The organism is Pseudomonas sp. FSL R10-1339, from assembly GCF_009600545.1.
Lineage (GTDB): Bacteria > Pseudomonadota > Gammaproteobacteria > Pseudomonadales > Pseudomonadaceae > Aquipseudomonas > Aquipseudomonas bubulae.
In genome coordinates this window covers 1-23,342 of record NZ_WIVQ01000073.1, presented here as the reverse complement: position 1 = coordinate 23,342, position 23,342 = coordinate 1, and the positions used below count along the sequence as shown (strand labels likewise).

21 protein-coding genes are annotated in these 23,342 nt (G+C 58.4%); 17 read left to right on the top strand and 4 right to left on the bottom strand.

Annotated elements, in window-relative coordinates; all coding sequences use genetic code 11:
* The 15 genes from GHO03_RS18125 to gspM all read left to right on the top strand — a co-directional run.
* A partial coding sequence (locus GHO03_RS18125) for an SPOR domain-containing protein (RefSeq protein WP_178110331.1) occupies positions 1-415 on the top strand: 415 nt, incomplete at its 5' end.
* 332 nt (positions 416-747) lie between these two features.
* Entirely contained in the window at positions 748-5,196 is a 4,449-nt protein-coding gene (gltB, locus tag GHO03_RS18120; protein WP_153400286.1) for a glutamate synthase large subunit, read from the top strand.
* Between the two features lie 33 nt (positions 5,197-5,229).
* Positions 5,230-6,648 (top strand): FAD-dependent oxidoreductase, encoded by a 1,419-nt coding sequence (locus GHO03_RS18115; RefSeq protein ID WP_095000853.1) that lies wholly within the window; start codon positions 5,230-5,232, stop codon positions 6,646-6,648.
* 229 nt (positions 6,649-6,877) lie between these two features.
* Positions 6,878-7,945: a uroporphyrinogen decarboxylase gene (hemE, locus tag GHO03_RS18110; protein WP_095000854.1), complete on the top strand. Its 1,068-nt coding sequence runs from the start codon at positions 6,878-6,880 to the stop codon at positions 7,943-7,945.
* 654 nt (positions 7,946-8,599) lie between these two features.
* Entirely contained in the window at positions 8,600-9,127 is a 528-nt protein-coding gene (locus GHO03_RS18105; RefSeq protein ID WP_095025220.1) for a type II secretion system protein N, read from the top strand.
* A gap of 9 nt (positions 9,128-9,136) precedes the next feature.
* Positions 9,137-11,050, top strand: coding sequence for a type II secretion system secretin GspD (gene gspD / locus GHO03_RS18100; protein WP_133144769.1), 1,914 nt, complete (start codon positions 9,137-9,139; stop codon positions 11,048-11,050).
* Positions 11,047-12,519, top strand: coding sequence for a type II secretion system ATPase GspE (gene gspE / locus GHO03_RS18095; RefSeq protein WP_095017722.1), 1,473 nt, complete (start codon positions 11,047-11,049; stop codon positions 12,517-12,519). The genes gspD and gspE overlap by 4 nt, the downstream gene beginning before the upstream one ends.
* Positions 12,520-12,521: 2 nt before the next feature.
* Entirely contained in the window at positions 12,522-13,733 is a 1,212-nt protein-coding gene (gspF, locus tag GHO03_RS18090) for a type II secretion system inner membrane protein GspF (protein WP_095000858.1), read from the top strand.
* A 3-nt stretch (positions 13,734-13,736) separates the two neighbouring features.
* On the top strand, positions 13,737-14,177 hold the full coding sequence (gspG, locus tag GHO03_RS18085) for a type II secretion system major pseudopilin GspG (protein WP_133144768.1): 441 nt from the start codon (positions 13,737-13,739) through the stop codon (positions 14,175-14,177).
* Between the two features lie 3 nt (positions 14,178-14,180).
* Entirely contained in the window at positions 14,181-14,669 is a 489-nt protein-coding gene (gene gspH, locus GHO03_RS18080) for a type II secretion system minor pseudopilin GspH (protein ID WP_133144767.1), read from the top strand.
* A complete protein-coding gene (gene gspI, locus GHO03_RS18075; RefSeq protein WP_095020164.1) occupies positions 14,659-15,027 on the top strand; it encodes a type II secretion system minor pseudopilin GspI in 369 nt (122 codons plus the stop codon). The genes gspH and gspI overlap by 11 nt, the downstream gene beginning before the upstream one ends.
* Positions 15,020-15,574 (top strand): type II secretion system protein GspJ, encoded by a 555-nt coding sequence (locus tag GHO03_RS18070; RefSeq protein ID WP_133144766.1) that lies wholly within the window; start codon positions 15,020-15,022, stop codon positions 15,572-15,574. Before gspI ends, GHO03_RS18070 begins: the two co-directional genes overlap by 8 nt.
* Positions 15,574-16,431: a general secretion pathway protein GspK gene (locus GHO03_RS18065; RefSeq protein ID WP_133144765.1), complete on the top strand. Its 858-nt coding sequence runs from the start codon at positions 15,574-15,576 to the stop codon at positions 16,429-16,431. The genes GHO03_RS18070 and GHO03_RS18065 overlap by 1 nt, the downstream gene beginning before the upstream one ends.
* The gene (gene gspL, locus GHO03_RS18060; protein WP_095017719.1) at positions 16,428-17,519 is read left to right on the top strand and encodes a type II secretion system protein GspL; all 1,092 of its coding nucleotides are present in this window, start codon (positions 16,428-16,430) and stop codon (positions 17,517-17,519) included. The genes GHO03_RS18065 and gspL overlap by 4 nt, the downstream gene beginning before the upstream one ends.
* Complete coding sequence (gspM, locus tag GHO03_RS18055; protein ID WP_095031380.1) at positions 17,516-17,965, top strand: type II secretion system protein GspM; 450 nt, start codon at positions 17,516-17,518, stop codon at positions 17,963-17,965. Before gspL ends, gspM begins: the two co-directional genes overlap by 4 nt.
* Before the next feature lie 30 nt (positions 17,966-17,995).
* On the opposite strand, the gene GHO03_RS18050 is transcribed toward gspM, so the two are convergent.
* Complete coding sequence (locus GHO03_RS18050; protein ID WP_254925317.1) at positions 17,996-19,174, bottom strand: MFS transporter; 1,179 nt, start codon at positions 19,172-19,174, stop codon at positions 17,996-17,998.
* Between the two features lie 221 nt (positions 19,175-19,395).
* Here GHO03_RS18050 and GHO03_RS18045 point away from each other — a divergent pair, with 221 nt between their 5' ends.
* A complete protein-coding gene (locus GHO03_RS18045) occupies positions 19,396-20,298 on the top strand; it encodes a LysR family transcriptional regulator (protein WP_095000866.1) in 903 nt (300 codons plus the stop codon).
* A 42-nt stretch (positions 20,299-20,340) separates the two neighbouring features.
* Here the strand turns inward: GHO03_RS18045 and GHO03_RS25895 are convergent, their stop codons facing one another.
* The gene (locus GHO03_RS25895; protein ID WP_372241765.1) at positions 20,341-20,475 is read right to left on the bottom strand and encodes a DUF6124 family protein; all 135 of its coding nucleotides are present in this window, start codon (positions 20,473-20,475) and stop codon (positions 20,341-20,343) included.
* Between the two features lie 486 nt (positions 20,476-20,961).
* On the opposite strand from GHO03_RS25895, the gene GHO03_RS18040 reads away from it, so the two are divergent.
* Positions 20,962-21,300 carry a YceK/YidQ family lipoprotein gene (locus GHO03_RS18040; protein WP_133144764.1) on the top strand — a complete coding sequence of 113 codons (339 nt, stop codon included), beginning with the start codon at positions 20,962-20,964 and terminating at the stop codon, positions 21,298-21,300.
* A gap of 599 nt (positions 21,301-21,899) precedes the next feature.
* On the opposite strand, the gene GHO03_RS18035 is transcribed toward GHO03_RS18040, so the two are convergent.
* The gene (locus GHO03_RS18035) at positions 21,900-22,340 is read right to left on the bottom strand and encodes a hypothetical protein (protein WP_095000868.1); all 441 of its coding nucleotides are present in this window, start codon (positions 22,338-22,340) and stop codon (positions 21,900-21,902) included.
* 19 nt (positions 22,341-22,359) lie between these two features.
* On the bottom strand, positions 22,360-23,342 hold a 983-nt coding region (locus GHO03_RS18030; protein ID WP_153400285.1), incomplete at its 5' end, for a beta-ketoacyl-ACP synthase.

Below are 23,342 nucleotides of genomic sequence, written 5' to 3'. Positions count from 1 at the left end.
ACCGGCACCGGCACCTACCGTGGCCACGGCCAAGCCTGCGCCAGTGGCCAAGCCTGCCCCGGCCCCGGCAGCCAAACCAGTGGTCAAACCGGCCGAGAAGCCGGTTAGCCTGGCCAAGGCCGCACCAGGCGGTAGCTGGTACGCCAGCCAGCCTGCCAATAACTATGTGGTGCAGATCGTCGGCACCAGCTCTGAAGCGTCTGCGCAAAATGTCGCCAAAGAACTGGGCGGTGATGCTCGTTACTTCAAGAAAACCTTGAATGGCAAGCCGCTGTACGTCGTCACCTATGGCAACTTCCCAAGCCATGCTGCAGCAACTGCAGCAATCAAGAACTTGCCAGCGAAGACGCAGGCTGGTAAACCTTGGCCTCGCACTGTCGCCAGCGTCCAAAAAGAGCTGGCTGCAGCTCGCTGATGATCCGGCGACCTTACCCAGGTCGCCGTTCTAGTCCATCAAAACTCCTGCTTGTGCATGCGGCCTTAACAGCCGTGTGCCTTGTGGTGTCTGCGCCGTGTAGCAGTCAACATCAAAAATGTTTTGACTAGCACGAGCAATCGCTTTAAACCTTTCATAAATGCGACATGAATTTACGGTATAACGCCGCTTAATTTGTGGGTCTTTGTGACGGTGTGTAGAATGACCACCCTTTTGCCCCTGCCAAGCTGGCGTACGTTCAGCGCGGGAAGCAAGTGGTTGAATTAAAAGAAATTTGCCCTTTTTAAGGGCAGCCTGGTGAGAAAGTGTCTATGAAAGCAGGTCTGTACCACCCCGATGAATTCAAGGATAACTGTGGTTTCGGCCTGATTGCCCATATGCAGGGCGAACCCAGTCATACCCTTCTGCAAACCGCCATTGAAGCCCTGACCTGCATGACCCACCGCGGTGGGATCAACGCAGACGGCAAGACCGGTGACGGTTGTGGCCTGCTGATTCAAAAGCCTGACCTGTTCCTGCGTGCAACCGCCAAGGAGCAGTTCGGTACCGATTTGCCCAAGCAATACGCGGTCGGCATGGTGTTTTTCAACCAGGATCCGATCAAGGCCGAGGCGGCGCGCGACAACATGAATCGCGAGATTCTTGCCGCTGGCCTGCAACTGGTGGGCTGGCGCAAAGTGCCCATCGATACCAGCGTTCTGGGTCGTCTGGCGCTGGAGCGTCTGCCGCAGATCGAGCAAGTGTTTATTGGTGGGGACGGCCTGAGCGATCAGGACATGGCCATCAAACTGTTCAGTGCCCGTCGCCGTTCCTCGGTGTCCAACGCGGCAGACAGCGATCACTACATCTGCAGCTTTTCCCACAAGACCATCATTTATAAAGGCCTGATGATGCCGGCGGACCTCACCGCCTTCTATCCGGACCTGAGCGATGAGCGCCTGCAAACCGCAATCTGCGTGTTCCATCAGCGCTTCTCCACCAATACCCTGCCGAAATGGCCGCTGGCTCAGCCATTCCGCTTTCTCGCCCACAACGGCGAAATCAACACCATCACCGGTAACCGCAACTGGGCCCAGGCCCGTCGCACCAAGTTTGCCAACGATCTGATCGGTGACCTCGACGAACTCGGCCCGCTGGTCAACCGCGTGGGTTCGGACTCCTCCAGCATGGACAATATGCTGGAGCTGATGGTCACCGGCGGCATCGACCTGTTCCGTGGCGTACGCATGCTGATTCCACCGGCGTGGCAGAACGTTGAAACCATGGACCCCGACCTGCGGGCGTTCTATGAGTACAACTCCATGCACATGGAACCGTGGGACGGCCCCGCCGGCGTGGTAATGACCGACGGTCGTTACGCGGTCTGCCTGCTCGACCGCAACGGCCTGCGCCCTGCGCGCTGGGTGACCACCACCAATGGCTATATCACCATTGCCTCGGAAATCGGCGTATGGGACTACAAGCCTGAGGACGTGATCGCCAAAGGCCGTGTCGGCCCTGGCCAGATCCTGGCCGTGGACACCGAAACCGGTCAGGTGCTGGACACTGACTCGATCGACAACCGCCTCAAGTCGCGCCACCCGTACAAGCAATGGCTGCGCAAGAATGCCCTGCGCATTCAGGCGACCATGGAAGACAACGACCACGGTTCGGCGTTTTACGACGTCGATCAGCTCAAGCAATACATGAAGATGTATCAGGTCACGTTCGAAGAGCGCGACCAGGTGCTGCGTCCGTTGGGCGAGCAAGGCTACGAAGCGGTAGGTTCGATGGGGGACGACACGCCAATGGCCGTGCTGTCCCAGCGTGTGCGAACACCTTACGATTACTTCCGCCAGCAGTTTGCGCAGGTCACCAACCCGCCGATCGACCCGCTGCGTGAAGCCATCGTCATGTCGCTGGAAATCTGCCTCGGTGCCGAGCGCAACATCTTCCAGGAATCCCCTGAGCACGCTTCCCGTGTGATTCTCAGTTCGCCCGTGATCTCGCCTGCAAAATGGCGCTCGCTGATGAACCTCGACCTGCCGGGCTTTGAGCGTCAGATCATTGACCTCAACTACGACGAAAGCGTCGGTCTTGAAGCGGCTGTGCGCAATATCGCCGATCAGGCCGAAGAAGCAGCGCGCGCCGGTCGCACCCAGATCGTTCTGAGCGACCGTCATATCGCACCGGGCAAGTTGCCGGTTCATGCCTCTTTGGCTGTGGGCGCCGTGCATCACCGCCTGACCGAAAAAGGCCTGCGTTGCGACAGCAACATTCTGGTTGAAACCGCTACTGCCCGTGACCCGCATCACTTTGCGGTGCTGATCGGCTTCGGTGCCTCGGCGGTCTATCCGTTCCTGGCCTACGAAGTGCTGGGCGACCTGATCCGCACCGGTGAAGTACTGGGCGACCTCTATGAGGTGTTCAAGAACTACCGCAAAGGCATCACCAAAGGTCTGCTCAAGATCCTCTCGAAAATGGGCATATCGACCATCGCTTCGTACCGTGGTGCGCAGCTGTTCGAAGCCATCGGCCTGTCCGAAGAAATTTGCGAACTGAGCTTTCGTGGCGTGCCAAGCCGCATCAAGGGCGCACGTTTCGTCGACCTTGAAGCCGAGCAAAAACTGCTGGCAGCCGAGGCCTGGAGTGCGCGCAAGCCCATCCAGCAAGGCGGCCTGCTCAAGTACGTGCATGGTGGTGAATACCATGCCTACAACCCTGACGTGGTGGCCACCCTGCAAGCCGCCGTGCAGCGGGGCGACTACAGCAAATTCAAGGAATACACCGCACTGGTCGACCAGCGTCCAGTGTCTATGATCCGCGATCTGTTCAAGGTCAAGACCCTCGATACCCCGCTGTCGATCGACGATATCGAACCGCTGGACTCGATCCTCAAGCGTTTCGACTCGGCCGGTATTTCCCTGGGCGCCTTGTCGCCAGAGGCTCACGAAGCCCTGGCTGAAGCCATGAACCGCTTGGGCGCACGCTCCAACTCCGGTGAAGGCGGCGAAGACCCGGCGCGTTACGGCACCATCAAGAGTTCGAAGATCAAGCAAGTGGCCACTGGTCGTTTCGGTGTGACACCGGAATACCTGGTCAACGCTGAAGTGCTGCAAATCAAGGTTGCTCAAGGCGCCAAGCCGGGCGAGGGCGGGCAACTGCCGGGCGGCAAGGTCAACGGCCTGATCGCCAAACTGCGCTACGCCGTACCGGGTGTGACCCTGATTTCGCCACCGCCGCACCACGACATCTACTCCATTGAGGACTTGTCGCAGCTGATCTTTGACTTGAAACAAGTCAACCCGAAAGCACTGGTGTCGGTGAAACTGGTAGCTGAAGCGGGCGTAGGTACCATCGCCGCTGGCGTGGCCAAGGCCTATGCCGACTTGATTACCATCTCCGGTTATGACGGCGGCACCGGCGCTTCACCGCTGACCTCCATCAAGTACGCGGGCGCACCGTGGGAGCTCGGTTTGGCCGAAACCCACCAGACCCTGCGCGGCAATGACCTGCGCGGTAAAGTGCGGGTACAAACCGATGGTGGCCTGAAAACCGGTCTCGACGTGATCAAGGCAGCAATTCTGGGCGCTGAAAGCTTCGGCTTCGGCACCGCACCGATGATCGCCCTGGGCTGTAAATACCTGCGTATTTGCCACCTCAACAACTGCGCGACCGGCGTTGCGACGCAAAACGAATCGCTGCGTAAAAACCATTACATCGGCACCGTCGATATGGTGGTCAACTTCTTCACCTATGTGGCCGAAGAAACCCGCGAGTGGCTGGCCAAGCTGGGTGTGCGCACCCTGGAAGAGTTGATCGGGCGTACCGACCTGCTGGAAATCCTCCAGGGCGAGACTGCCAAACAGCACAACCTGGACCTCACGCCATTGCTGGGCAGCGACCATATCCCGGCCGACAAGCCGCAATTCTGCCAGGTAGACCGCAACCCTCCGTTCGACAAGGGCCTGCTGGCCGAGCAGATGCTCGACATGGCGCGTTCGGCGATCAACGACATGAGCGGCGCCGAGTTCGACCTCGACATCTGCAACTGCGATCGCTCCATCGGTGCGCGTATCTCGGGTGAAATCGCCCGTACCCACGGCAACCAGGGCATGGCCAAGGCACCGATCACCTTCCGCTTCAAAGGCACTGCCGGTCAGAGCTTTGGTGTGTGGAACGCCGGTGGCTTGCACATGTACCTGCAAGGCGATGCCAACGACTACGTAGGTAAAGGCATGACCGGCGGCAAGCTGGTGATAGTCCCGCCTGCAGGCAGCGTCTACAAAACTCAGGACAGCGCGATTGTCGGCAATACCTGCCTGTACGGCGCCACCGGCGGCAAGCTGTTTGCAGCGGGCACGGCGGGCGAGCGTTTCGCGGTGCGCAACTCCGGTGCCCACACCGTGGTGGAAGGCACAGGCGATCACTGCTGCGAATACATGACTGGCGGTTTTGTCTGTGTGCTGGGTAAAACCGGTTACAACTTCGGCTCGGGCATGACCGGCGGTTTCGCCTACGTGCTGGATCAGGACAACACCTTCGTCGACAAGGTTAACCACGAGCTGGTGGAAATCCAGCGGATCAGTGGCGAAGCGATGGAGGCCTACCGTAATCACCTGCAACACGTGCTGGACGAATACGTTGAGGAAACCAACAGTGAGTGGGGTCGCAACCTCTCGGAAAACCTCGATGATTACCTGCGTCGTTTCTGGATGGTCAAGCCCAAGGCTGCCAGCTTGAAGTCGTTGCTTTCCAGCATCCGTGCCAATCCGCAGTGATATGCGCCTGAAGAGTTTGATGAGGTTTTAACAATGGCTGAACGTCTGAGTAACGACTTCCAGTTCATCGATGTCGGGCGCAAAGATCCGAAGAAGAAACTGTTACGTCAACGCAAGAAAGAGTTCGTGGAAATCTACGAGCCTTTTAAACCCCAGCAGTCGGCCGAACAGGCCCACCGCTGCCTGGGCTGCGGCAACCCGTACTGTGAATGGAAATGCCCTGTGCATAACTTCATTCCCAACTGGCTCAAGCTGGTGGCCGAGGGCAATATCCTCGCCGCCGCCGAGTTGTCGCACCAGACCAACACCCTGCCCGAAGTGTGCGGGCGGGTGTGCCCGCAAGACCGTCTGTGCGAGGGCGCCTGCACCCTCAACGACGGTTTTGGCGCGGTGACCATTGGTTCGGTGGAGAAATACATCACCGATACGGCATTCGCCATGGGCTGGCGCCCGGACATGTCCAAGGTCGTGCCCACCGGCAAGCGTGTCGCCATTATCGGTGCCGGGCCTGCAGGCCTGGGCTGTGCCGACGTGCTGGTGCGTGGCGGAGTGACCCCGGTGGTGTTCGACAAGAACCCGGAAATCGGTGGTCTGCTGACCTTCGGCATCCCCGAGTTCAAGCTGGAAAAAACCGTACTGAGCCATCGCCGCGAAGTGTTTACCGGTATGGGTATCGAGTTCCGCCTCAATACCGAAATCGGCAAGGACATCAGCATGGAGCAGTTGCTGGCCGAGTACGACGCCGTGTTTATGGGCATGGGCACTTACACCTATATGAAAGGTGGTTTTGCCGGTGAAGACCTGCCGGGCGTGCACGATGCGCTGGACTTCCTGATTGCCAACGTCAACCGCAACCTGGGCTTTGAAAAGTCGCCGGAAGATTTCGTCGACATGAAAGGCAAAAAGATTGTGGTGCTCGGTGGCGGCGATACGGCCATGGACTGCAACCGGACTTCGATTCGCCAGGGCGCCAAATCAGTAACCTGTGCCTATCGTCGTGACGAAGCCAACATGCCGGGCTCGCGCAAAGAGGTGAAGAACGCCAAGGAAGAAGGCGTTAAGTTCCTCTACAACCGTCAGCCGATCGCCATTGTCGGTGAAGGAAAAGTGGAAGGCGTGAAGGTGGTCGAGACCCGTCTCGGCGAGCCGGATGCCCGTGGCCGTCGTAGCCCGGAGCCGATCCCGGGTTCTGAAGAGATCATTCCGGCAGACGCCGTGATTATCGCCTTTGGTTTCCGTCCGAGCCCGGCCTCGTGGTTCGAGCAGTTCGAGATCCAGACCGACAGCCAGGGCCGCGTGATTGCGCCAGAGCAGTCGCAGTTCAAGCATCAGACCAGCCATCCGAAGATTTTTGCCGGTGGTGACATGGTGCGTGGTTCCGACCTGGTAGTGACCGCGATCTTCGAAGGCCGTACTGCGGCTGAAGGGATCATGGATTACCTGGGCGTGTAACCCGATTCCCTGTGGGGGCGGGCTTGCCCGCGATGGGATCAACTCGGTCTGCTGATCAATCGAGTTGTCTGTATCGCGAGCAAGCCGGCTCCCACAGTTGTTTCGCGGTGTTGCCAAATAGGACGTTCCACCGCGGCAAATCGACCCGATAGATAAAAGGCACGGCACTTGCCGTGCCTTTTGCGTCCGTCTCTGAGAAAATGCCCCCACTTTTTTTCCGGATGCTGACATGACTGTTCTCAAGAATGACCGTTTCCTTCGCGCTTTGCTCAAGCAACCTGTAGACGTAACGCCTGTCTGGATGATGCGTCAGGCCGGTCGCTACCTGCCGGAGTACCGCGCCAGTCGCGCCAAGGCCGGCGATTTCATGAGCCTGTGCAAGAACGCCGAATTCGCCTGTGAAGTCACCATGCAGCCTCTGGACCGCTTCCCGCAGCTGGATGCGGCCATCCTGTTTTCTGACATCCTGACCATCCCCGATGCCATGGGCCAAGGCCTGTACTTTGAAACGGGTGAAGGCCCGCGCTTCAAAAAGGTTGTCAGCACCCTGGCCGACATTGAAGCGCTGCCCATCCCGGATCCGCAAAAAGACCTCGGCTACGTGATGAACGCCGTCAGCACCATTCGCAAAGAGCTCAATGGCCGTGTGCCATTGATTGGCTTCTCCGGCAGCCCGTGGACGCTGGCCACTTATATGGTTGAAGGCGGCTCCTCCAAGGACTTCCGTAAAACCAAGGCCATGCTCTACGACACCCCGCAAGCCATGCACTTGCTGCTCGACAAGCTGGCGCAGTCGGTCACGTCTTACCTCAACGGCCAGATCCTGGCGGGCGCGCAGGCGGTGCAGATCTTCGACACCTGGGGCGGTAACCTGTCGGCTGCGGCCTATCAGGAGTTCTCCCTGGCCTATATGCGCAAAATCGTCAGCGGCCTGATCCGCGAACACGAAGGTCGCAAGGTGCCGGTCATTCTGTTCACCAAAAACGGTGGCCTGTGGCTGGAAAGCATCGCCGATGCTGGTGCCGATGCACTGGGCCTGGACTGGACCTGTGACCTGGGCGAAGCCCGCCGTCGTGTCGGCAACAAGGTTGCCCTGCAAGGCAACATGGACCCGACCGTGCTGTACGCCAACCCGGAGGCCATCCGCACCGAAGTCAAGCGCATCCTGGCCAGCTACGGCAACGGCTCGGGCCATGTGTTCAACCTGGGCCATGGTATTACCCCGGAAGTAAAACCCGAGCACGCCGGTGCGTTTATCAGTGCGGTGCATGAGTTCTCCGGTCAATATCACCAGTAAGCTCCAGCAGATAAAAAAATGCCCCGACATGTCGGGGCATTTTCATTTATTGCGTAGTCATTAGTATGACTGCCGACACTAAATGTAGGGGAGTTAGAGACAAAACCTACAGATTCAAGAGGGCTGGCCTTACATTAATAATTGTTCATGCCAGTGAAAATCAGCCTTCGCCATTGTATAAATAAGTTTGGTGTTATAAAAGGCTGCTTAGTGTTATCGGGCTTGCATTCTGCGCACAACGTTCTGTTATTCAGGGCAAGGTTGTCTTTGGGTTTTTTAATAATAAATGTACCAAGGGGAGTTCTTGATTGTTGCACTTTCAAGCGCTCGCAGTTTTAGGGTGTATTAGTGATAACCGCCCTACATTCGGACTGCTGCTTGCAATACGCTCCGTAGACCACTCATTGTGATCCGGGTGTGGCTCTTGCTGGAAAGTTACCTTGGTCTAGAAACAAGTCGCAATGATAGCTCCTGACTGTTTAAGTAAGGGGGTGCCGGGTTTTGGAGTGAAGTTGTTCGGTACTGTTTAGCTTAAGCCTGTTTTTTAGAGGGAGATTTGCGTGTTGATGTGTGTGCAGGTTGATAGTTATCCACTTGCCATCTGACGCAGCGGTGTTTTTTATCAGGGTAGAGCAATTCAGTCATGAGACAGTCATGAACAGTTCGATTCAAGTATTCAAACACTGCTTTTCATCTGTATGGGCGTCGCTGGCATTGATCTTGGTCTATGGCAGTTATTTGGTGTGGCAAGAACAAGGGTATCGCCACTCTATCCATATGCAATCGGAACTCGCACCCTTGAATGTTTCAGATCCTCCGGCTCCCGGGCTTTTCAAGCCTGAAGCGATCGCCACGTTATTCGGGCTTGTCACTCAAGACCGTCGGGTACCGAGTGCTGAGCCATTGCAGTTGCGTGCGAGCTTTGTTGCGAGCCAGGGCTCCTCTCAAGCCTTGTTGGCCGATGCACAGTCGGCACGTTTCTACTCGGAAGGTGAGCCTTTGCCGGGTGGCAGTGTCCTGCGCCGTATCGAGATGGACCATGTGGTGCTATGGCGCAATGGGCGTGAAGAGTACCTGACCCTTAAACCGCCAAACCAGTATGTATTGCCCTTATCCACTGCTCCAGCTACGACCTCGCAGGAGACCACTTTTTACCTGCGGCCATCGACCGGGAAACTTTAGAAAATGCCCATGACCAAGCCCGGTGCCTTCGTTTTCGGCCCTCTTTTTACCTGTTGTGTGCTGTGCGCAGGGTTGCTGTTGCAATCTCCGGCGTGGGCCCAGAAGCAGTACTGGAAACTGGCGATGAAAGAGGCCGAACTGCGCGACGTCGTGCAGGAAATATCATCGATACTCGGCGCCACCGTGGTTCTTGATCCCAGGGTTCAGGGCCGGGTCACGGTTATTTCCGAAAAAGAGCTGGACCGCGAAGGCGTACGTCGCTTGTTTTACTCTGTGCTCGATGCCCACGGCTTCTCGGTGATTGACCAAGGTGATCGTTTACTGATCATCCCTGCCGCCGAGGCAAAAGCACGGGCTGGCAGCGCTGATGCGAAAGCGGTTGAGGCAGAGGCCTTTGTCACACGGGTCATCGAACTGAATGGCAGCGTCGCGGCCGATCTGGCTGGCCTGTTGCGACCACTGGTGTCTAGCAGTGGTTACGTCGGGCCTTCTGCTTCGGCCAACGCGCTGATCATTACCGACACTGCAGCCAATACGCAGCGCCTTGTCGAAATGGTTCGCCAGCTGGATTCAGGTGCGCGTTCCGGCCATTCGGTGGTTGTGCTCAAACATGGTCTGGCCAGCGACATTGCCAGGATCATGGAGCAAGCGCTGGACAAAAAGGATGCGGGTTCGAACAGTCGAGTGATCGCCGACACATCGACCAATCGCGTGGTAATCATTGGCAACGAAACAGCTCGCAAGCGCTTGAGTGCACTGGCCCGCTCTCTCGATGCTCCGGGCAGCATCAAGCAGGAAAACTCACGGGTGCTGCGTCTTCGCTATGGCGATGCCAAGCAATTGGCCGCAGTACTGGAATCAGTAAGCCCGGGTTTGAAAAAGGACATGGCCCTGGAGAGCAGTACCCAGAAAGCATCAACCCGCGAAGTGATGGTAGCGGCAGATGAAAGCCAGAACGCACTGGTGATCATGGCTGAGCCTGTGCAGGTTCGTACCCTGGAAAATATCGTGCGCGAACTGGATCAGCCGCGCTCACAAGTGTTGATCCATGCCGCTATTGTTGAAGTTTCCGGGGATATTGCGAAAACCCTCGGCGTGCAATGGGGTGTCAACGCAGGCAGAGGCAGAGGCGGTATTACCTTCCCGGGCACCGGAATTCAAATTGGTGCGTTGTCCCAAAGTAATATCAAACTTCCAGAAGGTGCCGTGCTGCAGGTTGGCAACGACCGTTTCAACGTCCTGGTTTCAGCGTTGGCCAGCGATACCAACAACAATGTGTTGTCCACGCCGAGCCTTCTGACCCTGGACAATCAGGAAGCCGAGATCCTGGTGGGCCAAAACGTGCCGCTCAAAACTGGCTCCTATACAGGCTCTGGTGAAAACGCCAAAAACCCCTTTACCACGGTGACGCGTCAGGACATCGGCATCAGCCTAAAGGTCAAGCCGCATATCAATGAAGGCAGCTTGATGCGTCTGGAAGTTGCACAGGAAAACTCCGAGATAGCCCCTTCACTGCAGGGTGTCGAGTCAACCGATCTGATCACCAATAAACGCGCCTTGAAAAGCACCATCCTGGCCGAAGACGGGGAAATCATCGTGATTGGCGGGCTGATCAAGGACAGCGTGCGAACCCAGGTCAGTGGCGTTCCTTTACTTAAAGACATTCCGTACCTGGGCGCCCTGTTTCGCTGGAACAAAGACACCCGTACCAAAACCAACCTGATGGTTTTTTTGCGTCCGACCATTGTGCGCAGCAAGAATGATCTGCGTGAAATCAGCGAAAGCCGTTACAACGCTTTGCGCAAGCTCGATGAGAGCGGTCCCAAGGGCAAAAGCTCGCGGTTGTTGCCCGACAATGCACATCAAATGTTCGATACCCCTACGCAAGATAACCGTCGCCCACCTGAAGCAGGTCGACCATGACATCGCCAGGTGAGCGTTTGCCTTTCGGCTTTGCCCGGCGTTTCGGGGTGCTGCTGGACACCTCATCCACGCCTGCCACCCTGTTGCTTCGTGCCGACACACCATTGACCGCGTTGGCCGAAGCACAGCGCTGGGCAACGGCTGAATTAAAGGTCAGCACACTCACCGATGCACAATTCAGCGAGCGGCTGGCCAGCACCTATAGCGCTGGCCAAAGCGCGGCCGAGCAAGTAGCCCAAGGGCTGGACGACGAACTCGACCTGATGAGCCTGGCCGAGCAAGTACCGCAAACCGCAGATCTGCTGGAGCAGGAGGGCGATGCCCCGATCATTCGCCTGATCAATGCCCTGCTGCGAGAAGCCATGCGTGAGAAGGCTTCGGACGTACACCTCGAAACCTTTGAGCACTACCTGTCCGTGCGCATGCGCATTGATGGCCAACTGCGTGAAGTGCTCAGGCCCAAACGCGAACTGGCCAGTCTGCTGGTATCACGGATCAAGGTGATGGCGCGCCTGGATATTGCCGAGAAACGCGTGCCCCAGGATGGCCGCATCAGTTTGCGTCTGGCCGGGCATGAAGTCGATGTGCGAGTTTCTACCCTGCCTTCTGCACACGGTGAGCGGGTAGTCATGCGTCTGCTGGATAAACAGGCCGGGCGCCTGGATCTCCAGTGCCTGGGCATGCCCGCCGAGACCCTGAGTCGGTTTCAACACATTCTTGCGCGCCCCCATGGGATCTTTCTGGTCACGGGCCCGACCGGCTCGGGCAAAACCACTAGCCTGTATGCTGCGCTTAGCCATTTGAATCACCAGAGCCGTAATATTCTGACTGTCGAAGATCCGGTGGAATATCACCTTCCCGGCATCGGCCAGACCCCGGTCAACACCAAGGCTGACATGACGTTTGCCCGAGGTCTGCGGGCGATTCTGCGTCAGGACCCCGACGTGGTCATGGTCGGTGAGATCCGTGACCATGAAACCGCCGAAATCGCCGTACAAGCTTCGTTGACCGGGCATCTGGTGCTGTCGACCCTGCACACCAACAGCGCCATTGGCGCCGTCACCCGGTTGGTAGACATGGGGGTGGATGCCTATCTGTTGTCGTCTTCTCTGGTGGGCATATTGGCCCAGCGGCTGCTGCGCACGCTGTGTGTGGACTGCAAAACCCCGTACGCCGCCGACCCGGTCGCCAGGGCACGGCTTGGCCTTGACCCTGAGGCCAGGCCGATCCTGTTCCGGGCTCGGGGCTGCACACACTGCCGGCAAGGTTATCGCGGTCGTACCGGTATCTACGAACTGGTCAGTATCACCCCGGCCCTGGCCGGGATGATTCATCAGGGCGCCAGCGAGCCGGAACTGATCCGCGAAGCGCGAAAGTTATCCTGCGGGCTGTTTCAAGATGGCCAACGGCGGGTGCTTGACGGTCAGACCAGCCTCGACGAACTGCTGCGTGTCACTCAGGAGGACTGAGCATGCCTGCTTTTGAGTATCGCGCGCAGGACGCCAACGGGCGCAATTGCCGGGGGCTTCAAGAGGCTGACAGTGCCCGCCATGCTCGCCAGCTTTTACGTGAGCGGGGCCTGCGCCTGAGCCATCTGGGTGAGGCCAGAAAAAATCGGCAGAAGGACAGCCATGCGCAGTCCGGCACCCGTCTGGGGGGCACGGATCTGGCGCTGCTCACCCGTCAATTAGCCACTCTGATCCATGCCGGCCTGCCCCTCGAAGAAGCCTTGAGCGCCGTCACGGCTCAAAGTGAAAAGCGTCGGGTTAGCCATTTACTGGCGGCTGTGCGCAGCCGGGTGCTGGAAGGTCATGCCTTGGCCACCACGTTGGCGGTGTTCCCCCGCGCTTTCCCCGAACTGTTCCGGGCCACGGTCGCTGCAGGCGAGCGCAGCGGGCACCTGGGGCTCGTCCTGGAGCAATTGGCCGACTACACCGAAGCCCGTCAGGCCTCGCGCCAGAAAATCCAGCTGGCGTTGGTCTATCCCCTGATCTTGCTGGTTGCTTCGTTCTCGATTGTCGGTTTCCTGCTCGGCTACGTTGTACCCGACGTGGTCAAGATCTTCATCAACAGTGGCCAGCCATTACCTGTTTTGACACAAGCCATGATCGCCATCAGCAATGGTCTGCGCAGTTATGGCGCGTTGCTTTTTATCGTGCTGCTGGTTGCCTGCGGCGCGACCCGTTGGGCACTGCGTCAGCCGCGGCTGAAGCTGCGCTGGCATGTGCTGTTGCTCAACCTTGTGCTGGTGGGCGGGGTGCTGAGGGCAATGGAAGCAGCACGGTTCGCCAGCACCCTGGCGATACTGGGCAAAAGTGCCGTACCACTGGTGGATGCCCTGGAAATTTCGGCCACGGTCATCAGTAACCTGGCCATACGCCAACGCATGCTCGACGTTGCCCGCTCAGTCCGCGAAGGCGGCACTCTGGCTCGAGGGCTGGAGCGCAGTGGTGATATCCCGCCCATGATGCTGCATCTGATTGCCAGTGGCGAACGTGCCGGCGAGCTGGACAGCATGCTGGCGCGGGCCGCCGAGCAACAGGAAAAAAACCTCGCCGCCCGTATCGCCCTGGTAGTGAGCCTGTTTGAACCGATCATGCTGGTGCTGATGGGTGGCGTGGTGCTGCTGATCGTCATGGCCATTCTCTTGCCGATTCTTGGCCTCAATCAACTGGTGAATTGATCTATGAACAGTGCTTCAAAACCCAAGCAACGGGGCTTCACCCTGATTGAAATCATGGTTGTGGTAGTCATCATTGGTGTGCTCGGTGCCATTGTCGTGCCTCAGTTTATGAACCGCCCGGATCAGGCCAAGGTGACCGCTGCGCGCACTGATATTCAGGCCATTGCCACAGCCCTTGAAATGTATCGCCTCTACACCTTCAGCTACCCCTCGACCCAGCAGGGCCTTGAGGCTTTGAGCAAGCACCCGGCCGGCAGCCCGGTGGTAAAAAACTGGAACCCGCAGGGGTACCTCAAGCGGCTGCCACTGGATCCGTGGGGCACGCCTTATCAATACCTCAGCCCGGGTACCCGTTCGACAGATTACGATCTGTTTTCCTTGGGTTCAGACGGCGTACCCGGCGGTGAAGGGAGCGCGGCAGACATCGGCAACTGGAGCTACTGAGCCATGCGCAGGCCGGCGTCGGGCTTTACCCTGATCGAGTTGCTGGTGGTCATTGTGCTGGTGGGTGTGCTCGCTTCAATGGTGCATATCAGCCTGGGTGACAACAACAGCCGCAACGCTCGACAGGAAGCCGATGTCCTGTTGGGCGTTATGCACGGTTTACGCGAGAAAGCGGTTCTGGATGGCCGGGAATATGGCCTGCGGCTTGAGCCCGGGGCCTATCAGGTGATGCGCTTTGAACGTGATGCCTGGAAGCCGGCTGATGCCCGGGTGAAGTTGCCTTACGGACTGGCCCTTGCCCTGACTGTGGAGGGGCGCTCGCAGCCCCTTATACCTATGGCAGAAGCACCGCAGTTAATGTGGTTGAGCAGCGATGAAAACACCGCTTTCAGTCTGCACGTCGACAGTCCGCCCCGGCGCTGGCGAAGTATCGTCAGCGACGGCCTTGGCGACGTGCTGGTTGTTGTGGCACAGGCATCCCATGAAGGCTGATAAAGGTTTCACCCTGCTGGAAGTCATGATTGCGCTCGCCATCTTTGCCATCCTGGCGGCGGCGGTCATGTCTGCCTGCCAGTATGTGCTGGGCCAGAGTGCGAGGGTCGAGGCAAGGTTGTTGGGCGCATGGCTGGCGGACAACCACCTCAATGAAATGCAGCTGCAAACTGCTCCTCCGGCCTTGGGGCTACAAACCCTCAATGTGACCTATGCCCGGCGTGACTGGCGCCTGAGTCGACGCATCACGGCCGAGCCCGGTACAGGCCTGCTGCGGGTAGAGTTGAGTGTCAGCCCGGCGGGCAGCGAGCATGCGATACAGTCTGTGACCCACTGGCTGGCGTTCAGCCATGAATAAGCCCCAGGCCGGCTTTACCCTGCTCGAACTGGTGATTGCCATTGCCATTTTCGCCTTGCTGGGCCTTGGCTGCTGGCGACTCTTTGACGCAGTTGTACGTGCCGAGCGCAGCAGCACGGCACAACAGCAGGCCCTGCGCAGCTTGCAGAGGGCGGTGGCGATGATCGAACGCGATGTTTTGCAGGCCCAGAGTTCAGCCCAAAGCCCGGGTGTCGTGCTGTACCCCGATAAACTCGAAGTGCGCCGCGTCAACTGGCGCAACCCGTTGGGCCTGCCGCGCAGTGAGGTGCAGGATGTCAGTTACCAGCTCAAGGACGGTGTGCTCTGGCGCTTTAGCCGCGGGCTGGAGGAGGGCGCGCAACTGCAACAACAAAAACTGCTTGGCGATGTGCGCGAGGTGCGCTGGCGGTTGTTCAATCGCAAGACGGGTTGGCACAGTGCAGGTGCTTCTGCCCCCAAAACTGCGCAGCACGCCCTGGAGTTAAACCTGTCGGTGGGTCGCTTCGACGGTGTACGCCGTGTGCTGTTATTGCCGGGGGACACGTGATGCGCCGTAACCAGCGAGGGATCGCCCTGATCACCGTGTTGCTGGTGATGAGCCTGGCGTTGTTGATCACCGCCGGCCTGTTGCGCAGCCATCGTCTGGCTCTGAACAGCAGTGCCCAGCAGATCCATCAGTTGCAGCTGCGCACCCTGGCATTTGCGGGCGAGATCTGGGCCCGTGAACACTTGCGTACCCTGATCCGCGACCCCATGGTCGCCGTTGCTTCTGGCCAGGCCTGGGCCAGCAGCCAGCCACAGTTGCGCATCGACGATGGACAAATCGACGTGGTAATTGAAGACCTCGCCGGGCGATTCAACATCAGCCCCTTATTGGCCAAAGGTCCCGCCAGCGATGTGATGGAGCAACGCTGGATGCGCCTGCAAACCCTGCTTGAATTGACCCCGCTGGATGCCAGCGTACTGCAGGGCCAGAGTTTGAGTGATATCAGCCAGTTGCGTGTGCTGCCCGGTGTCGACAGCCAGTGGTACATGCGTATGCAGCCGTGGATCGTGCTGTTGGGCAAGGATGCCGTACTGAACATAAACACTGCGCCTGCCACTCTCCTTGCGACGCTGGAAGGCGTGACGCCTGAGCTGGCGCGCGCGCTGGTGACTACCCGGCCGCTGCAAGGCTATGCCAGTGTTCAGGATTTCACGTTCACCCCGGCGCTGATCGGGTTGGGTGTTCAGGCTGCGGGTCTGGGCATCAGCAGTCGCTGGTTTCGGATCACCACCGATGTGCGCCTTGGGCAAAGTCGCTTGCGGCTTGAAAGCGATGTGGTCCGCGATCCTCATACCGGCGAATGGCACTTGTTGCAGCGACGCCTTTTAGCTCCCCGACACCGCGAGCCCTTTGTATGAACAGCTGGCTTTACCTCACCGCCAAGGGTTTTGCCCACAGTGTCGAGATTGATTATGACAACGCCCCTGTATTCGTCTGGCACGATGCTCAGTCGCCGACAGAAACCTCATTGAGCGAAGCTGCAGCCGGGCTGAAAGGCCGGAACGTCGCACTGGTCCTGCCCATGGAAATGTGCAGCTGGGTGCTGACCGAACCCTGGCCGGGCAAGCGTAGGCCCACCGCACAGGCCCTGGCTTTTGCCGTCGAAGATCAACTGGCCGATGATCTGGACGAACTGCACTTCGCCGTCGGGCCGGTGGATACGCAGCAGCGTTATCCCTTGCTGATCACTCACAAACAGCGATTTAGAACCTTGCTGTGCCAGCTCCATGAGCGCGGTTTGACTATCGTCAGCGCGCAGGTGGATGCGGATCTGTTGCCACGCGATCAAGCATGTATGCAATGGTGGTGTGGGCGCTGGTTGGTTGGCGGGACGCTTGAATTCCGGCTGGCCGTCTCCCTGGTGGGGCTGGAGTTGGTTAAATCCGGTTTGCCCACCGCATTGACGGCGCGAAAAATTGACTGGGACGCACTCCCGGAAGATGCAATCAACTTGCTCCAAGGTGAGTTTCGGCGTCAGGTGCGGGGTTGGCCGTGGCGGCGACTCAGGGTAATGGCACTGCTGATGTTCACGCTGGCCTTGGGGTTTACCCACCTGCGCAGCAGTTTTCTGGAGGGGGAAGCGGCGCGGATTTATGTCATGAGCGAGGAGCGGTTCAAAACCCTGTACCCGGCGCAAACCCGTATTGTGGACCTGTCCGCACAACTCAAGGCAATGCAGCAGCGCGCCACGGGTGCACAAGGAGGGCATATGGCACGGTTGCTTCAACTGACCGAGCAGGTGATTGGCGCCAGCAGTGTCGAAGTGCAGCATATGGAGTGGCGGGCAAGCATCGGTTGGGTATTGAACCTCACGGTCGGCAGCTTTGCCCAGCTTGAGCAATTACGCGAGCGAGGCGTGCAAAGCGCACTGCCGATTACGCTGGGCAATGCGAGCCAGCAGGGCAGTCGGGTGCAGGCCATGCTGACCCTCAGGGATGAATCATGAAGACGTTTGTGCGTGAGCGCTGGTTGCACCTGCCGCCTCGAGACCGCCAGTTGTGCGGTGTGCTGGCGGTATTTTTACTGATTGTGTTCAGCGTCTACGGGCTGTGGTTACCGGCTCAACAACGTCTGGATGCGGCCCGGGCGCTGTACCTCAAGCAGCTGGCACTCGAAGTTGAAGTCCGGCAGGCACGCCCCGGATCCATTGCCAGGGGTGCTGAACAGCCCTTGGTCTCGCGTTTGAGCGACAGTGCCGCAGACTCCGGGTTGAGCGTTGAGCAGTTTGAAATGGATGGCGGTGTTGTACGCATCTCCCTGAACGGGGATGCGGTTGCGGTGCTGGGCTGGCTCAATCGTATTGAACTGGAAGGTGCAGGCTTCGAAAGCCTGAGTCTGGAAAAACGTGGTACCAGCCTCCAGGCACGGCTACAGATCAACAACCCGAATTGAGGTAGTGCCTGTAGCCGCAGGTGCAGGGAGTTACGTGTTCTTTGCGTTTCCCGGCAGCACTGGCAGCCGGGCCAGATGCAGCGCTACCAGCAGGGCAACCACCAGCATGCTGGAGATAAACAAGCCGATGCCGTTCCAGCCCGCCAGATGCCAGAACACACCACCCAGGGTGCCAGCTACGCTCGACCCGGCGTAGTAACTGAACAGGTACAGCGACGACGCCTGCCCCTTGGCCTTGCTTGCCCGGCGGCCGATCCAGCTGCTGGCCACCGAATGCGCGCCGAAGAAGCCGAAGGTGAACATCAGCATGCCGATAATCACAAACGCAATGGGCGTGAGCAGGGTCAGCGCGATCCCGGCCAGCATCAGCACAATCACCGCCCACAGTACGCGACGACGGCCCAGTTTGTCGGCCAGTGCGCCAATCTGTGCCGAGCTGTAGATACCCGACAGATAGACGATCGACAGCAAGCCTACCAGCGCCTGATTCATATTGTACGGCTCGGCCAGCAGGCGGTAGCCGATGTAGTTGAACAGGGTGACAAAACTCCCCATCAGCAGGAACGCTTCGAGAAACAGCCAGGGCAGCCCGGCATCGCGAAAATGCATGGTGAAACCGTCGAGCAGGCTGCGCGGATTCATCGAGCGCGGGCGGAAGTTGCGCGACTCGGGGAGGATTTTCACGAACACCACCGCGGCCACCAGCGCCAGCGCGCCAATCACCAACATCGCGGTGTGCCAACTGACAAAGTCGATCAATACACCGCTGATCAGACGACCGCTCATGCCGCCAATGGCGTTGCCACCAATATACAGGCCCATGGCCAGGCCGATGTGCTGCGGGTGGATTTCTTCACTCAGATAGGTCATGGCTACCGCAGCCAGCCCGCTAAGTGACAGCCCTACCAGCGCCCGTGTTATCAGTACACCTTCCCAGGTCGGCATCAGGGCACTGAGGAGGGTAAACAGCGCGGCACTAAACAACGCAAACACCATCACGGGCTTGCGCCCGAAGGCATCGGAAATGGGCCCGGTAATCAGCAGGCCAATGGCTAGCATCGCCGTGGCCACGGACAGAATCAGACTGCTTTGAGCGGCATTGATCCCGTACTCATGGGATAGCACCGGCATCATCGGCTGCACGCAATACAACAGGGCAAAGGTTGCGAACCCACCCGAGAACAGGGCCAGCACCGTGCGCATAAACATCGGCGTGCCTTTCTCGATAAATACATCATTCAGTTGGGTAACAACATCATCCAGCGCGGACGGCGGGATTTCGTGGGCCAGGGGTGCAGCGGCAGTTTTCACGGGGACCTCAAATTGGGGTAAAGCCGAACGGCAATGACAAAAGAATATAGGCGGCTAACGATTCTTTCCAATATATAATTCGACCTGTTTAATAGGTTTTACGACTTAATGGGGGTTGTATGGAACTGCGCCATTTGCGCTACTTCATTGCCGTGGCCGAAGAGCTTCACTTTGGTCGGGCGGCGCAGGTGCTGGGCATTTCCCAGCCACCGCTAAGCCAGCAAATTCAGGCGCTTGAGCAGGAATTGGGGGCACGGCTGTTCGAGCGAACCAATCGTCGGGTTGCCCTGAGCGAAGCCGGACGCTTGTTTCTTGAGGAGGCGCGGCGGGTGTTGGCCCAGGTCGACAAAGCCGCCGACGTGGCCCGGCGGGCGCAGTTGGGTGAGCTGGGTGAATTGAAAATTGGCTTTACCTCGTCGGCGCCGTTCAACTCCAGTATCCCCCAGGCCATTTTTGCCTTTCGCCAGGCGTTCCCGGCGGTGCATCTGGACCTCAAGGAAATGAGCAGCCGCGAGGTGGCCGAGGGGCTGGTGGATGAGTCCATCGAAGTCGGGATCATGCGGCCGCTGGCGTTGCCGGATTCGTTGCATGTCGTGGAACTGTTTCGCGAGCCGCTGGTGGCTGTGATTCGCGCCGATCACCCGCTGGCCGAAGGCAGCGAGGATGGTTTGCAACTGGCGGCATTGGCGGACGAACCCTTTGTATTCTTCCCGCGCAGCTATGGCAGCGGCTTGTACGCGCAATTGCTCAGCCTCGCGCGGGTGGCGGGGTTCAGCCCGCATATCTCCCAGGAGGCGGGGGAGGCCATGACCATTATCGGGCTGGTGTCGGCGGGGTTGGGGGTGTCGGTGCTGCCGGCGTCGTTCCAACATATGCGTATCAAGGGTGTGGTTTATCGGCCGTTGCTGGATACCGATGCCAATACGGCGGTGTGGCTGGTGCAGCGCAAGGGTCACTCATCACCGATGGCGACCGCGTTTGCGCAGTTGCTGACGCGCAAGATGGTGCACCCCTCACCCTAGCCCTCTCCCGGAGGGAGAGGTTTGGGGTGAGGGCAGGGCTGATCAGCGAGCCAGCAACTTATCCACAGACGCTTTGATCTGATGGATCAGATGCACCACCGCCAGCGCCACATCGCGGTTCAGGCCTTGCAGGTTATCGGCCGACGCATAGGCCGTGGCGATGGCGCAGCGTAGCAGTTCATCGGTGTGTTAGAGGGTTTGTTCGTGATCGTGTGTAGTCATGGTGAGTCTCCATCTATACGAATTGGAAGCTGTCACCATTTGCTTGCACACAAAGAGGGTGGCAGCTGTACGCGGGTGTGCAAGACCGGTAGATAGGAGCAAAACCCGGCAGATCCGAAGACCTCCCACGTACAGCCGCCATAAAGCAGAGTTTCTGGCGGTGATACTCAAATCTCAATCGGACTTGCACGCCCGGTCAACCATGGGGGATGACGTACCGGAGGCTAGCGATCGAAAGAGACAGGCGCAAGACCCAAGGATTCTCTAGGAAGCGTCCTGCGAATGAAAGAGATATGACCCTCGGACGTCGCTGCCCGGTAAATGTTGGCGCGCAAGATTCCCTCTTGGCGAAAAATCTCTTAACAAATCGATGCCGGGAGGTGATCGCCTTTTGTGCACGTTTGTCGTTAGGTTATTAACCCCTGACATCGAGATTTGATCATGGCCCATACAGGTTACGCAGTGCTCGCTGGCTTATGCTTGGCACTCAGCGGTTGTGGAACGACCAATACGGTATTGCGTGGTGATGAAGTAACGCGTCGTAATCTTAAAGAGTGGAAAACCTACTGTGATTCCGTGCCCCGGGTTTACAGTGGCGTGTCATACGGTCTGTGTATTCTGCACGGGCCATCCCCTACTGTTTCACAAGATATTGCAGCGTCTGCCTTGCTACCACTCAGGCTTCTGGATTTCGTGCCTTCCGCCATTGCTGACACGGTGGTGCTGCCCTACACGATTTATCGCCAAAGCACCGAAGGAAGTATCACTCTCGCCCGATAGTTGTAGCTTTGGGAGCGTGTATTACCGGGCCAGTCACTTATCCACAGACGTTTTAGCCTGATGGATCAGATGCACCATCGCCAGCGCTACATCGCGGTTCAGGCTTTGCAGGTTATGTCCAGCGAATGAAAGAGATATGGCCCGCAGGGGCTGCGGTTTGGCCGAGAATTGCGAAACGCGCAGTTATAAAACACGCTTGGAAACTTGAAAGTAATGCTGCGCAAAATCGCTTCTTTAAGCACGGGTCCAGTCAATGTCACTTCAATATCAACCGAAAGAAGGCAGCGTACTTATTTGTGATTTCAGAGGCTATGAAGTGCCGGAATGATCAAGGTCAGGGCCATCGTGGTTATTCGTAAACATCGGCTGTCCGCTGCGCTTTGAGCTTGTAAAAGAGCGGCCAGAAACGATAAGCGGGCGTCATGCTGGTTGCCTAAACGCTTAGCGCGAGTAATAGTCCATTCGTACCCGCAAGGGGCTTGTGAGACTCTGAGAATCCTGGGAAACCAGCCATTACAGAGCCGGACAGACACAGTGCTATGACAAGCCAGTCTGTTTGTGAATAAGGCGCCGAAAGGCGCCTTTGTCGTTTCTGATGGTTACAACGGTTTTACCCGCGCCGCTTCAGACAGCTGTTTGGCCGTGCGTTCGTTCTGATTGTCCTTGAGGTCGCGCACGATATCGCGATCCAGCAGGCGCACCCAGCGAATGTAATTCTTGTGAATCTTGCCGTCCTTGTAGTCCAGGCCGCTGCTGTCGCGGTACTGGATCCGGTAGTGATCGGCGCTGTACGGAATGTCGATTTCAGCGTGGTATTGCCCGCGCACGGTGATCTGCGCCTGCACCAGTTGCGGGGTGATTTTTTGCACTGTCCAGCCGCGCCCGACCAGGGCCTTGACGATGGCCTGTTGCATTTGCGCACGGTCGCTGTTGATCGAGGCATGTAATGTGCGGTCGGGGGTGAACACGGGTTTGCTGGTGCAGGACACGGTGGTCAGCAGGGCCAGGGCAATCAAGGTAATGCGCAGCAGGTAAGTCATTGCATGGGTTCCACAGGTATCAGGCCCAGCGACGGAAGATCAACGATGTGTTGACTCCGCCAAAGGCAAAGTTGTTGTTCATCACGTAGTCGTTGTGCATCACCCGGAACTCGTCACGCAGGTAATCCAGTTCGCCGCAGCGCGGGTCGACTTTATCGAGGTTAAGCGTGGGAACGTAGCGGTCGCGGTTCATCATTTCGATGCTGAACCAGGATTCCAGCGCCCCACAGGCGCCCAGGGTATGGCCAAAAAAGCTCTTCTGCGAACTGATGGGCATGTGTTTGCCGAACAGCTCGCTGGTGGCCAGTGTCTCGGCAATATCACCCTGTTCGGTGGCGGTGCCGTGGCCGTTTACATAGCCGATGGCATCCGCGCCAATACCGGCGTCTTCCAGTGCCAGTTCCATCGCCCGGCGCATGGTGCCGACTTCCGGGCGGGTGGTGTGCTGGCCGTCGGCATTGCTGCCAAAGCCGACGATTTCTGCGTGGATATGGGCGCCACGGGCCAGTGCGTGTTCCAGCTCTTCGAGTACCAGCATGCCGCTGCCTTCGCCGATCACCAGGCCGTCACGACCACTGTCGTAGGGGCGTGGGCTGGTGTGCGGGGCGTCGTTTTTCAGGCTGGTGGCGTACAGCGCGTCAAACACCATCGCTTCGGTGGGGCACAGTTCTTCGGCGCCGCCGGCGAGCATCAGCGGCAGGCGGCCGAACTTGATGGCCTCGTAGGCATAGCCGATCCCCTGGCTGCCGCTGGTGCAGGCACTGGAGGTCGGGATCAGGCGCCCGGTCAGGCCAAAGAAGATGCTGATATTGGCCGCTGTGGTGTGCGGCATCATCCGTACGTAGCTGTTGGCATTGAGGCCGTCTGCCACCGAGTTGAGCAGCATATTGCCGAACGCCATGATCTCGTCGGTGCTGCCGGTGGACGAGCCGCAGGCTACGCCCATGCGCCCGTCGCGAATGATCGGGTTGTCGAGCAGGCCGGCGTCCTGCAGGGCCTGCT

Bases quoted from the DNA above. Each gene is read 5' to 3' on its own strand.
- gltB (WP_153400286.1), top strand. From the start codon at position 748: ATGAAAGCAGGTCTGTACCACCCCGATGAATTCAAGGATAACTGTGGT.
- GHO03_RS18115 (WP_095000853.1), top strand. From the start codon at position 5,230: ATGGCTGAACGTCTGAGTAACGACTTCCAGTTCATCGATGTCGGGCGC.
- hemE (WP_095000854.1), top strand. From the start codon at position 6,878: ATGACTGTTCTCAAGAATGACCGTTTCCTTCGCGCTTTGCTCAAGCAA.
- GHO03_RS18105 (WP_095025220.1), top strand. From the start codon at position 8,600: ATGAACAGTTCGATTCAAGTATTCAAACACTGCTTTTCATCTGTATGG.
- gspD (WP_133144769.1), top strand. From the start codon at position 9,137: ATGACCAAGCCCGGTGCCTTCGTTTTCGGCCCTCTTTTTACCTGTTGT.
- gspE (WP_095017722.1), top strand. From the start codon at position 11,047: ATGACATCGCCAGGTGAGCGTTTGCCTTTCGGCTTTGCCCGGCGTTTC.
- gspF (WP_095000858.1), top strand. From the start codon at position 12,522: ATGCCTGCTTTTGAGTATCGCGCGCAGGACGCCAACGGGCGCAATTGC.
- gspG (WP_133144768.1), top strand. From the start codon at position 13,737: ATGAACAGTGCTTCAAAACCCAAGCAACGGGGCTTCACCCTGATTGAA.
- gspH (WP_133144767.1), top strand. From the start codon at position 14,181: ATGCGCAGGCCGGCGTCGGGCTTTACCCTGATCGAGTTGCTGGTGGTC.
- gspI (WP_095020164.1), top strand. From the start codon at position 14,659: ATGAAGGCTGATAAAGGTTTCACCCTGCTGGAAGTCATGATTGCGCTC.
- GHO03_RS18070 (WP_133144766.1), top strand. From the start codon at position 15,020: ATGAATAAGCCCCAGGCCGGCTTTACCCTGCTCGAACTGGTGATTGCC.
- GHO03_RS18065 (WP_133144765.1), top strand. From the start codon at position 15,574: ATGCGCCGTAACCAGCGAGGGATCGCCCTGATCACCGTGTTGCTGGTG.
- gspL (WP_095017719.1), top strand. From the start codon at position 16,428: ATGAACAGCTGGCTTTACCTCACCGCCAAGGGTTTTGCCCACAGTGTC.
- gspM (WP_095031380.1), top strand. From the start codon at position 17,516: ATGAAGACGTTTGTGCGTGAGCGCTGGTTGCACCTGCCGCCTCGAGAC.
- GHO03_RS18050 (WP_254925317.1), bottom strand. From the start codon at position 19,174: ATGTTTATGCGCACGGTGCTGGCCCTGTTCTCGGGTGGGTTCGCAACC.
- GHO03_RS18045 (WP_095000866.1), top strand. From the start codon at position 19,396: ATGGAACTGCGCCATTTGCGCTACTTCATTGCCGTGGCCGAAGAGCTT.
- GHO03_RS18040 (WP_133144764.1), top strand. From the start codon at position 20,962: ATGGCCCATACAGGTTACGCAGTGCTCGCTGGCTTATGCTTGGCACTC.
- GHO03_RS18035 (WP_095000868.1), bottom strand. From the start codon at position 22,340: ATGACTTACCTGCTGCGCATTACCTTGATTGCCCTGGCCCTGCTGACC.